10 protein-coding genes are annotated in these 12,556 nt (G+C 34.6%); 2 read left to right on the forward strand and 8 right to left on the reverse strand.

Features of this window, described 5'->3' with window-relative positions; genetic code table 11:
* Positions 1-30: 30 nt before the first annotated feature.
* The 5 genes from ABH955_RS06770 to ABH955_RS06790 form a co-directional block, all read right to left on the reverse strand.
* Complete coding sequence (locus ABH955_RS06770) at positions 31-924, reverse strand: isochorismatase family protein (RefSeq protein WP_002136203.1); 894 nt, start codon at positions 922-924, stop codon at positions 31-33.
* 32 nt (positions 925-956) lie between these two features.
* A complete protein-coding gene (locus tag ABH955_RS06775) occupies positions 957-2,573 on the reverse strand; it encodes a (2,3-dihydroxybenzoyl)adenylate synthase (RefSeq protein ID WP_404491003.1) in 1,617 nt (538 codons plus the stop codon).
* A gap of 12 nt (positions 2,574-2,585) precedes the next feature.
* Complete coding sequence (gene dhbC / locus ABH955_RS06780) at positions 2,586-3,785, reverse strand: isochorismate synthase DhbC (protein WP_404442852.1); 1,200 nt, start codon at positions 3,783-3,785, stop codon at positions 2,586-2,588.
* A gap of 26 nt (positions 3,786-3,811) precedes the next feature.
* Positions 3,812-4,597, reverse strand: coding sequence for a 2,3-dihydro-2,3-dihydroxybenzoate dehydrogenase (gene dhbA, locus ABH955_RS06785; protein WP_098168156.1), 786 nt, complete (start codon positions 4,595-4,597; stop codon positions 3,812-3,814).
* A 629-nt stretch (positions 4,598-5,226) separates the two neighbouring features.
* Positions 5,227-6,429 carry an L-lactate MFS transporter gene (locus ABH955_RS06790; protein WP_113937825.1) on the reverse strand — a complete coding sequence of 401 codons (1,203 nt, stop codon included), beginning with the start codon at positions 6,427-6,429 and terminating at the stop codon, positions 5,227-5,229.
* A 694-nt stretch (positions 6,430-7,123) separates the two neighbouring features.
* Here ABH955_RS06790 and ABH955_RS06795 point away from each other — a divergent pair.
* Complete coding sequence (locus ABH955_RS06795; RefSeq protein WP_002012762.1) at positions 7,124-7,309, forward strand: YkvS family protein; 186 nt, start codon at positions 7,124-7,126, stop codon at positions 7,307-7,309.
* 58 nt (positions 7,310-7,367) lie between these two features.
* On the opposite strand, the gene ABH955_RS06800 is transcribed toward ABH955_RS06795, so the two are convergent.
* Positions 7,368-7,667, reverse strand: a complete 300-nt coding sequence (locus ABH955_RS06800; protein WP_097832019.1) for an ArsR/SmtB family transcription factor — start codon at positions 7,665-7,667, stop codon at positions 7,368-7,370.
* Between the two features lie 335 nt (positions 7,668-8,002).
* Here ABH955_RS06800 and ABH955_RS06805 point away from each other — a divergent pair, with 335 nt between their 5' ends.
* Positions 8,003-8,176, forward strand: coding sequence for a hypothetical protein (locus ABH955_RS06805; protein WP_001142748.1), 174 nt, complete (start codon positions 8,003-8,005; stop codon positions 8,174-8,176).
* Between the two features lie 123 nt (positions 8,177-8,299).
* On the opposite strand, the gene ABH955_RS06810 is transcribed toward ABH955_RS06805, so the two are convergent.
* Complete coding sequence (locus tag ABH955_RS06810; protein WP_404491004.1) at positions 8,300-11,389, reverse strand: AAA family ATPase; 3,090 nt, start codon at positions 11,387-11,389, stop codon at positions 8,300-8,302.
* On the reverse strand, positions 11,386-12,543 hold the full coding sequence (locus ABH955_RS06815; RefSeq protein WP_215552343.1) for an exonuclease SbcCD subunit D: 1,158 nt from the start codon (positions 12,541-12,543) through the stop codon (positions 11,386-11,388). Before ABH955_RS06815 ends, ABH955_RS06810 begins: the two co-directional genes overlap by 4 nt.
* Positions 12,544-12,556: the final 13 nt, after the last annotated feature.

Consider the following 12,556-nt stretch of genomic DNA (forward strand, 5'->3'; position numbering starts at 1 on the left):
TTACTACCCCTTTATTATGTAGTCTATTTGTTACAGCACTTGTGCTGCTTGTGAAGATAGTAAACGGTACCAATCATCAACAGTTGGACGTTCTGCTAAATCTGCAAAAGTGATTTCTTTCCCTTCGCGACGCCATTTCTCTACTAAACTCATAATTCTGACCGAATCAAGTCCTCTATTTAATAAGTCTTCATCAACTTCAATACTCTCTACTGGCTCACGGAGTAGTTGTGCAACTAGTTCATGTACTTCCTGTAAAGTGATTCCTTCACTGTCATCGCCTTTTACACTTTGTAAATCTTTTAATAGTAAGTTTGTTGATGTCGTTACTGCACATCTATTAGATGCATACTCCAATGCTTGTTTATGATGCTCTAGTGAAAAATCAGCAACTGCATCTGCTACAAAAAATGGCTGGATACCATCCATAAAGGCTTCACAAGCTGTTAAAAGGCAGCCAATATGCGCATAAATACCGCAAATAATAAGTTGATCTCTTCCCTGTTCATTTAAAATTTCTAATAGATTCGTCTTTTTAAATGCACTATATCTCCATTTTGTTAGGAATATATCATCCTCATCTGGAGTAAGTTCATCGACAATTTTCTTTTTATCTGGTCCAGCAGGAATACCGTCACCCCAAAAGTCTTGTAATAACCCTCGTTGTTCCAACGTTTGTCCACCAGGTTGTGCTGTATAAACAACTGGTATACCTAGTTCCTTACATCTTTCTCTTATCACCTTAATATTTGAAATTAGTTCTACTTTTGGCGATTCTGTATCGCTATATGCATCAAGAAAGTATTCTTGCATGTCATGGATTAGAAGAACCGCACGTTTCGGATTTGGCGTCCAATTCACTTTATTTTTTGGTAGTTCTGATTCAATTGGCATTTTATATACTGAAATAGATGGGATAGCCATCTAATCACTTCCTTCCAAATTTTAATAGTTTTTTATCGTTTTACTGTAATAAGTTTTTCAGCAATGGCTTTACGTAATTCTTTTTTGCTTACTTTTCCAACACCTGTTTGCGGGAATGATTCAATAAATTCAATTCGATCTGGAATCTTATAAGCCGCTATACCACGTGCTCTTAAAAACGTTTTTAATTCACTTACAGTTGGAGATTGTCCGCGAGCTATAACAAAAGCGCAAGTACGTTCTCCTAAATAATCGTCAGGCATAGATACAATTGCTACATCATGTACTGCATCATGCGCTAATAGATGATTTTCAACCTCTTCCGCAGCAACCTTCTCACCGCCACGATTAATTTGATCTTTATCTCTGCCTTCTACAATGATGTAACCTTGTTCATTTACTTTCACAAGATCTCCTGTACGATAAAATCCATCCTTTGTAAATGATCTTGCATTATGCTCTTCCGCTTTATAATAGCCACGAATTGTATATGGCCCTCTTGTTAATAAACTTCCTACTTCACCGGGCTTTACATCGTTATCATTTTCATCAACAACCCTTACTTCATCGAATGTAGACATCGGTCTACCTTGTGTATGAATAATGATTTCTTCAGGATCATTTAATCTTGTGTAATTTACTAACCCTTCTGCCATACCGAACACTTGCTGTAACGTACATCCAAATGTAGGGCGTATACGCTTCGCAACTTCGGCACTAAATTTCGCACCGCCTACTTGAATAACTTGCAGGCTTGATAAATCGTTATTACGGGAAGATGCAGCATCAAGCCAAATCATTGCTAATGGTGGAACGAGCGCTGTAATCGTAACTTTTTCTTTTTCTATAAGAGCAAATGACTCATCTGGACTACCTCCAGTTGCCAATACTACTTTTCCACCTGCATAGAAAGTTCCAAATGTTCCTGGAGAACTCATCGGGTAATTGTGTGCTACTGGAAGAACTGCCATATAGACGCTTTCTGCATTTAAATTACAAATGTCAGCGCTAGCACGTAAACTATAAATATAGTCATCATGTGTTCTAGGAATTAATTTAGAAAGTCCTGTCGTCCCTCCTGATAATTGGAGAAACGCAACATCACTTGGCTGAACTTCTGGTAACGGAACTGGATTCATGTAAAGTTCATTTATACTCACAAACTCTTCCTCTTCCCCTACTACGATTACATGTTGTAAAGTAGGCACTTTTTCTTTTACTTCTCTTGCTAGTTTTCGATAATCAAAGCCGAGAGCCTTGTCTGAAATAGCGTAAGCACTCGCCTCACCAAACTCACAAAAATAACTAATTTCACTGCTTCGATGTGAAGGTAGTGCAAAAACAGGAAGCGCTCCAATTCGAAATAGTGCAAAGCATATTTCGAAAAACTCTATAATATTAGGTAACTGGATTACAACTCGATCCTCTTTCTTTATTCCTAAATTCAGTAAACCTGAAGCTAAGCGATCTACCTGTTTATCAAGTTCACTATATGTTATTTGTGAATTACCACTTACAATCGCAATTTGATCTCCATGTTTTTCAGCGCGTTCTTTTAACATCGAACCAAATGTTTCCCCAAGCCAACACCCTTCTTCTCGATAGCGATTGGCAAATTCTTTTGGCCATTCCGTATAACCTATTAACATTCTTTCTTCCCCCTATTTTTCATTCAGCGAATTATCTCTTAACCCTAAAGCCTTCAACATTGTTTGGAACTTAGCTGATGTTTCTGCTAACTCATCTTCTGGCTTTGATTCAGCAACAACTCCAGCACCTGCAAATAAGCGAAGTGTATTCTCTTGCACTTCAGCACATCGAATTGTAACAATCCATTCGCCATCTCCATTTAAATCGCTCCACCCTAACATTCCTGTAAAGAATTCACGGTCAAATGGCTCAATTTTTTGAATAGCCTCTCTCGCTTCTTCCATTGGAGTTCCGCAAACTGCTGGCGTAGGATGAAGAGCAATTGCTAATTGTAAAGAAGAAGTATTTGGATCCTTAAGTTCACCTTTCACTTCTGTAGACAAATGCCACATTGCTTCACTATGAATAACTGATGGTTTTTCTGGCACATGCAATGTATGACAGTACGGACGAAGCGCAGCAGCAACCGCTTCAACTACTACCGCATGTTCATGTAAATCTTTTGGAGAAGAAAGTAATTCTTCTGCTCTTCTTTTATCTTCTACTGGATCCTCACTTCGTGGTCTTGAGCCAGCCAACGGATTTGAAATTACTTGCATACCACTACGTGAAACAAGCAATTCAGGGCTTGCTCCAATTAACGTCTTATTGTTCTCGTTTTCATCTTTCGGTAAATTCACAGCAAATGTGTAGCCGTGCTTATTATGTTCCGCTAATTCACGAAGTAGTTTTTGTTGATCAATTTTCTCGGAAGACTTAACATCCAACGATCTAGATAGAACGATTTTCCTTAAATCTCCGTCCTGAATTTTTGCTATTCCTTGCTTCACACCATCCATATAAACTTCAGGAGCTGGAACCGGTGTCATTTCAAATGTCAGTTTCTCATTTCGTTTTATCTCATTTGTTGTCTCTAACTGTAAACGCTCAGTAATTCTACTATGTTCTGGTACGATAAGTTGAACTTCTTTTCTACGATCAAAAGGCAAAGCACCAACAACGATAGGATTCGGATTTCCGGCTTGTTTTGCATTACTTAATACCGCTTGTACAAGTTCTGGAAAGCTTTCAATTTCACGATGTTTTACTGTAGTAAACTCTCCTTCTGCTAATATTGTTCGAGTTGGTGAAGCGAAAAAGAATGAAGATTCTGTCTTATAATCTTCTAAAAGTTTTTCTGACAGTTCCTTTACGGCTGTAAGTTCATTCATAGTATAATAACCTCCTGAATTTTTTATTAAGCTCCTAATGTAGCTCCGCCATCGACACATAAATTGTGCATTGTAATATGACTTGCTTTATCAGAAGCTAAAAACAATACTGCTTCAGCAATTTCTGAAGGTTGTGCAATTTTTTGTAACGGAATACCGAGTCTATATGTATTTTGAGAACCAGCAATTATATTTTCAGCTCCATTCTCATCAGCCCATAGTAATCTTTGCATTTCAGTTTCAGTAGAACCAGGAGAAACTAAGTTGCAGCGAATATTGTATGCTGCAAGCTCTAATCCTAAACACTTCATAAACATTGTCGTTGCGGCTTTTGATGCAGCGTACGCAGCCATTTCCATTCTCGGAGTATTTGCCGCATTTGAACCAACTGTAACAATTGCCCCTGACCTTCTTTGCATCATATGTTTACTTACTGCTCGAGACATATAGAAAACTCCTGTAGAATTTACAGAGAAGGTTTTATTCCAATCTTCATCACTTAAAGAGTGAATTGGTCCCATACGTAATACCCCTGCAACATTTATTAATATATCTATTGGTGCTATATCATTTTCAATACCGTTTACCATATCTTCAACAGCGGTACTATCACTCACATCTAAATGAAATGTTTTCATACGTGTTTCATTTAATTCATTTTCATTTAAGAGTACGTTTAACCCCTCTTCATTTTGATCAACCGCAATAACTGTAGCTCCTCTTTCTAAAAACATTTTGGCAACAACACTGCCTATACCTTGAGCTGCACCTGTTACTAAAACCGTTTTTCCATCAAATTCCCCTAAGTTCATTTCCTCTATCCTTTCATTTGAAAATTGATCTAATTAAACAAATAGCAATAATGATAACGATTATCACTATCAATGTAAAAAATAATACACTTACTAAACTAATTGGTCAAGTGTACTTTTCATCAAAATATTATTCATTGATAATGTTTTTCATTTAATATTCTTACATCGAAATGATAATCTTTCTCAATAAACTTGTCAACCTATTTTTATTTTTCAGATAAAATATTTTAGTACTTCTCAATACAATTACATCTAAAAGCATTAATAAGTACTTACATTAAAAAATTTAATTCGTACTCCTCTTTTTAAAATTGAAGAAGATAAACTGTAGATACCTTCATTTACAAAGCCTTACCAAAAACTCAAGTATATATTTTCTCAACATTTTTCTGAAAATATCGAGAAAGTATATCTTGCAATTACCGATACATATCATGTTTATAATTTAAGATTTAATAAGTATTTCGAATATAATATATCAATTTATGATATTCCAATATAATCCAAACGGATACTTTACTCATTTTTTTGCCTCTAGAAAATTCCACATGTTGTAATTCATAAAAAAGCACCCTATTAAATAGGGTGCTTTTTAGTAAACATAGTGTTAAAGAAGATTTATATACTTACGCTACACTGCGATACTCTTCTTCTTTTTCTTTTTTCTGCTTAGGCACTTGGATTAAAAGTGCGATAATAAATGATACGACACATAATACGCCGATCACCATGAAAGTTGGTTTGAATCCACCTAGAACTGCACCGATAAAGGAACCAGCGAGCGCTCCAAATCCAAATCCTTGATACACAATTCCGTAGTTCTTACTATGGTTTTTCATACCGTAGAAATCACCAACGATAGCTGGGAAAATAGTGATATTTCCACCAAAGCAAAACGCTACACTTGCTACACATACGAAGTAGATACCATAATTTAAATCTACGAAACTTAAAACCAAGACTGAAGCTGCCATAGCAACAAATGTACCAGTAACGATTTTTAAACGGCCGATTTTATCTGATAACGGTCCTAAAATAATACGACCTAATGTATTGAAGATTGCAACCATAGCCACCGCATTAGCTGCTGTCGCTGCGCTAAGCCCTACAAGTTGAACACCAATGTCTTTTACCATACCAATTAAGTATAAGCCACTCATACATGATGTAAATAACATAATAAATAATAAGTATACTTGTTTTGTGCCTAACATTTCTTTCGTTGTATATTCCTGAGTTTTTGTTTCATGAACTGCTCCTTGATCTGCAGCTTGATGGATTAAACAAGCGCCAAGGACAATCATAGCTGTAACAATTAAACCCCAGTATATAAACGCTTGTGATACACCAACTGATTCAATTAACTGTGCGTTAATATATTTAAAAATTAAGCTACCCGAACCATATGCAGAGACAGAAATACCAGCAATTAAACCTTTACGCTTTGGAAACCACTTTATTAAATTGGATAATGAAGTGATATATGCTGTACCATCTGCATAACCTACAACAACCCCTGCTAGTACATAAAGCAATATTAATGAGGAAGCTTGTGAACTAAGTATTAATCCTAGTCCTAATGCTAGTCCAGCTATCATAATAAGTTTTCGAAGTCCCCACTTTTCTTGCAATTTACTCGCAAATAAAGTTGAAAACGCTAAGGAAAGACTAGTAATTGAGAAAGTTATAGCAACAGCGTTTAGACTCCAACCATATTTACTAACTAAAGGCTGATTGAATAAACTCCATGTATATATCGTCCCAAGTCCCATTTGTACTATGACTGTGCCAAGGACAACAAGCCATGGATTAACATTTGATTTTTTCATATCATTCCGCCTCCTCTTTCTATTTCAATGCTATTCGCTAAATATGCTTTTTTTATTTTTATTTTCGCCACCTCATTCGACTTAACAACTTCATTGTATAGGATGTTTTCGCTCATGTAAGCACTTACAAGACGGAGCGTCAAAAATATGGAATCAGTTACAGAAAACGAAGGGTGAAATACAAAAAACTACTTGTTAAATACGTAGTAGTTTTTATAATGTTTTACATCAATACGACTTATGTGTGTTTTCATATCCTCTTTTATACAAAGTTATGCGCCCTGTTACACCATGGCTGGACTTCAAAATTTTGATTATCCTATACAAACAAAAAAACACCATATTCTTTTTAACTCTCCAGCTTTATAACATGTTGCGTCTATATTTCTTAATACAAATCATTTAATAGTCTTGTAATCTGGCTTCTCGTTACAATGCTTGTAATCAAAAATCCCACCACTTCCACTTCCGTATATCTTGTTTTTCTAACGGAACATACAAAATTACAACATTTTTTTACAATTTTCTACATAAAAACAGAAAATATATAATTCATTTACATAATGTTGCACTTTAATTTTTATTAAACAACAAATATTTTATTGATAAATAAAACTAAACATTCACTAATATATCTATACGTGGTTTAATATATATAATAAACAAACATTTCTGACTTTTACAAGGAGGTACTATGAAAGCAAACGTAGGCGATACTATACTATTTCAACGAAATAACTTAAAGATCACAGCATCTGTACTAAAACTATACACTGAATCGGTCTTAGTTGAAGTTACAGATGTAAGCGGTGGTACTTTTGAATTTGACCGAACAATTGTAAATCATAAAAACTATAAAATTTTAAATGCAAATAAATAAAACAATACAAAATAGCCCCTGCTTAACAGCGGAGGCTATTTTGTATAATAACAATTCATTAATTTATATATCCTAAAACACTAACAATCTTGCTTGCTTTTAAATTATTAATATAATAATAAATTTCTAACCCTCTTCTCTCAGCTCTTAGCACTTTACCTTTCATTTTTGATAAATGCTGCGAAACAGTCGATTGAGGAATATTTAATATTTCTGTTAATTGTGTTACATTACAAGTTTTGCGTGCACTTAATTCATTTACAATTTGTAATCGTATTGGATGTGCCATTATTTTTAAAATATCCACATCTTCTTCAGTTACTAAACTTTTTTTTATCTCGCTCGTATATGTTGTCATAAGACATTCCCCTTTTATTTGAATTCCTTTTTATTAAAATCTGCTTCTAAATAAAATATTATCTCTAATATACAATTAAGACCCTTATATAGAAATAATAGGATTTTGATTATTTAAAAACAGCAATACTATACAATTTCATCTATTTGGTACATATACATAATACAATTTCAATTTGTGCTCTATGTGAAGTTAGCATAAATTTATAATGAAGATTTTTCAAACAATTCACATCTAACTATATACTTCCTCATAATACTATCCAGTGATTTTAACATATTTTAGGCATTTGTATATACTATCTACAAAAGAAATGTTGTTTAGGGGGAATTCAAATGCCAACAATGTTACAAGAAGAAGTTGAAGAAGCGCGCGAAACATATGTCAGTCGTATCATATTGGTCGGCGGATCAGCTTTATTTCTAGTAGGTGGTGTTATATCAGCAATTTCGGCCTTTAAAACCTATAATCGCTTAGAAAATACACCGCCTTCTACAGATAACTCGTAGGTGAATTATGTAGTTTTGAATAAAAAACAAATGCCATCTCTATAATGAGGCGGCATTTGTTTTTTCGTAAGTTCTATACTAGAAAATTGCAAACAATACTTTGAGCATGAATTATAATTGAACTTACTTCACCACAAATCTCGTCTGACTACACCCATCCTTCTGCTTCGTTACTTCTAATACAGCTGGCATTGCGTTTTTCAGTTCTTGAACGTGTGAAATTACACCGATAAATCGGCCTGATTTTTGCAAGTCGATTAGGGCGTCGACTGCTTTCGTTAATGACTCTTCATCTAATGAGCCGAATCCTTCATCGATAAACATCGTTTCGATGGAAATACCACCCTCATACGCTTGAATTACATCTGCCATTCCAAGTGCTAAGCAAAGTGATGCGTTAAATTTCTCACCGCCAGATAATGTTTTTACATCTCGGGTTTGACCTGTATATGCATCATATACATCTAATCCTAATCCACTTTGTCGATTCCTCTTTTCAACTCGTTCGCTTCGTTTTAAATAAAATTGTCCATTTGATAATTTACGTAGTCGTTCGTTCGCAATTTGAACAATTTGTTCTAAATACTCAATTAAGATGTAACGTTCAAAGGATATACGACTATCATTATCCCCTTTCATTACTTCATATAAATCAACAAGTTCTTGGAATGCTTTTTCTTCCTCATGAATTTGTTCATCAATTCGTTTAATATTTTCATGTAAATCCGTAATATATGATACGGCGTTTTGAGCACGTTGTCGTTTTTCTTTAATAATATCAAGGCTAATTTCCAATTCTCTCACTTGCTCATCTAATGAAGAAATGTCCATATACTCTTTATCTTTTAAGTCTGCTTTTAATTCTTCAATTTGTTTTGTAAGTACTTCTAGAGATGAGTAATAACTTTGAATTTCTTGTTGTAACTTATCCATCTCAGCATCATTTAATTTGGATTCTTTATATGTTAATTGATCTGTAAATCCGCTTTGTTCTAGCTCTTTCATAAAGCGTGTGAGCGTCTCTTCTTTCTTCTCTTTTGCACTATTAAATTGATTAGAAGCATTATCATGTTCTGCTTGAATACGTATATTTTCATTTTGCCAATGTTGATACGCCTCTTGTACTTTCTCCCATTCATCTTCCATTAACCTAAGTTCTTGCAGAGCTTGGTCAAACTGTACTTTCCAAGCTTGTACCGTTTGCAAGCTTTCCGGAATATTTTGCTTATCATGTTCATATGACGTACGAAGCTGCATACACTCCATTTCAGTACGGTGCTGCACAGTTTCTACTTCACGCTTTTGTTTCTGGAGTTCTTCTACTTTTTCTTCTACGCTTTTTATATTCACAGCAATTTGCTTACGCGTTTCTTCACTTGCTTTTAACGCATTAACTTCTGCTGCTAATTGCTTTCCTTTTTGAACGAGCGCACTATATGTTTCTACTAATTCTTCTGAGCGATAGCCTCGCTTTAGCACTTCTTCTATCACTTGTTCATATTGAACTCGATAGAAATTCCACTTTTCTTCTAATTGAACATGTAATTTTTCCGCAATATTTTTCTTTTCTCTTAGCTCATTTAACTCTTTTTCATCAATTGCATTACTTTGCTCTGTAGCTTTTTTCGGGTGGTCCATACTACCACATACAGGACAAGATTCACCATTATGTAAATGAAGAGCTAATATACCAGCTTGTTCACTTAACCAGCGGCGTTCCATATTTTCATATGTACTAACTGCCTGTTGCATCTTATGAAACGCACTTTCTTTTTTTAGCTCGTATTTTTGTTTTTCTTGCCATACATCATATGCCTGCTTTAATACTTTTGCATCTTCTCGCATATTCGTTAGTTCTTCTACTTTAGCTACATATTGTTCAAGCGCTGCTTCTAATTGCTGTAATTCGCCAGACATTCTTTGTTTTTCATTTTTATGCGCTTCTAGTTGTTCATCTAACTTTTGCATACCTTCTTTTAATTTTCCTATTTGAATTTCAGCATTTTGCAAATTTAACTTTTTCTCAGCTAATGATGCAATAATTGGCTGTAACTCTTCTAGTCTTTGAACTTGTTTTTTAGCATTTTCTCGCTCGGATGCCTTATTCTTTAATGCTTCATATTTCTCCTGAGCAAGTGCAAAACTGTTCATTATATGCTCTTTTTTTGCGATTATCTGTTTTAACAAACTTTCAGACTGCTGTTCATATTGCATCGCTTCCTCATACCATTGCTCAAATGGTAATAATCGCTTCGCCTGTTCCGCATGTTTAAAAGATTTTTCTTTCATTTCGATTACGGCACGGTTTTCTTGTAAAATACTGTACTTCTCATTCTTTTGTTCTAAATCTTTGAATTTCTCATTTACAGCTTTTGCTGCATGAAAACGTGCCTCTGCTTCTTTTAATTGTTTCGTTTTGTCATTTTGTTCTAAGTGTAATTGCTCAACCTCTGCATTGTACCAAACTGTTTCTTGTTCTAATGCCTCTACTACTTGATGTGTATTTACATGCTCTTGTTCCACTAATGTCTCTAATAATGCCCCATCACGTATTGGTAATTTAAATACATTACGGAAATATAGCTCACGTTCTTTTTGTTTTTCTTGTAAGACGTCTTTCCATTGTTTGCGCTTTTGATCTAATATCTCACGCATTAATTTATAACGATCTGTTTTAAAAATGCGGCGTAGTATTTCTTCTTTATTTTCCGTTTCAGATGTTAATAATTTTCGGAACTCTCCTTGCGGTAACATGACAATTTGGCTAAATTGATGTTTACTTAATCCAATTAAATCTTCAACTTTTTTATTTACATCCGTTACATGAAAACGATCGACACATGGAACTTTTTCCTCATCAATTACTTCATATAATTCGACTGCATGTCCTGTAATTGTTTTATTTCCTTGTTTTTTATGGCCCAGTTGTCGTTTAATTTCATAACTTTTTCCTTTTAATTGAAAAGTTAATTCCACACTTGTATAAACATCATCATCAGCAAATTGGCTACGAAGCATGTTTGTATCACTGCGCTCTTCTCCACTAGCCTCTCCATATAATACATAACAAATCGCATCAAAAATCGTTGTCTTTCCAGCTCCTGTATTTCCAGAAATAGCGAAAATACGATGCTCACCAAGATCTTTAAAATCGATTACTTCTTTCTGTTTATATGGACCAAACGCGGTCATTATAAGCTGAATCGGTCTCATCCTCGCTCACCTTCCCGTTCTTGCACTGTTTGCAAAACATCTAAAAATAGACGTTCTTTCTCTTCTGATAAATCTAGCCCTTTCATTTCTTTATAAAATGCTTTTAAAAGAGATAAATCATCCGTTTTATGTCTTGAAACAGTTACTTCATTTTCATCTGTGAACTCTCGTCTTTGAATAGATCTTTCAACATGCATTGCATTTGGGTATACAGAACGTATTTTTTCCATTGGCTGCAAGACAGGATTTTCATCTAATAATTTCACAAATACATAATCTTCACTTACTGGATGAAGCAATAAATCGTCTATTTTCGCTTCTACTGTACGCATTTTACGACGTGGTGTAAGTAAACGTTTTTCAATTGTTGTTTCACCTTTTTCATCCAGTTCCACAATATAATATCCTTTTTTATGCTTTTCTTCAGAAATAGAATATGCAAGTGGTGAACCTGAATAACGAATTGTCTCATTACGTACAAAATGCGCTTGATGTAAATGGCCAAGCGCCGTGTAATGAAACTTATCAAAATAATGGCTATTTACATATTCAGCACCACCAATTGAAAGTGGTCGTTCCGCATCACTCGTATTTTCCTCTGCCTCTCCTGAAGAAGTTACAAATGCATGTCCTACAAATATGTGTCTCGCTTCTTTATCCATCGTTTCAGAGAGTTCGTTCATAAAAATACGCATCGCATCATCATGAGAACGAACATCTTCATTTTTCAATATATGTCTAACAATACTTGGATCTGCATACGGAACGAGATGGAAATGAACCTCTCCGTATTCATCATTTAAAATAACAGGATTGTATGGAAACTGGAATTGTCCAACAATATGTAATCCTTGTTTTTTCATTAAATTACTACCAAAATGTATGCGGTCCGGACTATCGTGGTTTCCTGCAACTGCAATTATTGGTGTTTGTAAATCAATAACTATCTTTTGTAATACATCATTTAATAAGTCTACTGCTTCTGTAGGTGGAATTGCTCGGTCATATAAATCTCCTGCAATAATTACAGCATCCGGTTTTTCCTCTTCAACAGCTTGTACAAACTGATCTAACACAATTTTTTGATCTTCAGTCATATATACACCATGAACAAGCTTACCTAAATGCCAATCCGCTGTATGAAAAAACTTCATATTACCCTTCTCC

It is taken from the genome of Bacillus sp. RC240 (assembly GCF_044907945.1).
Lineage (GTDB): Bacteria > Bacillota > Bacilli > Bacillales > Bacillaceae_G > Bacillus_A > Bacillus_A mycoides.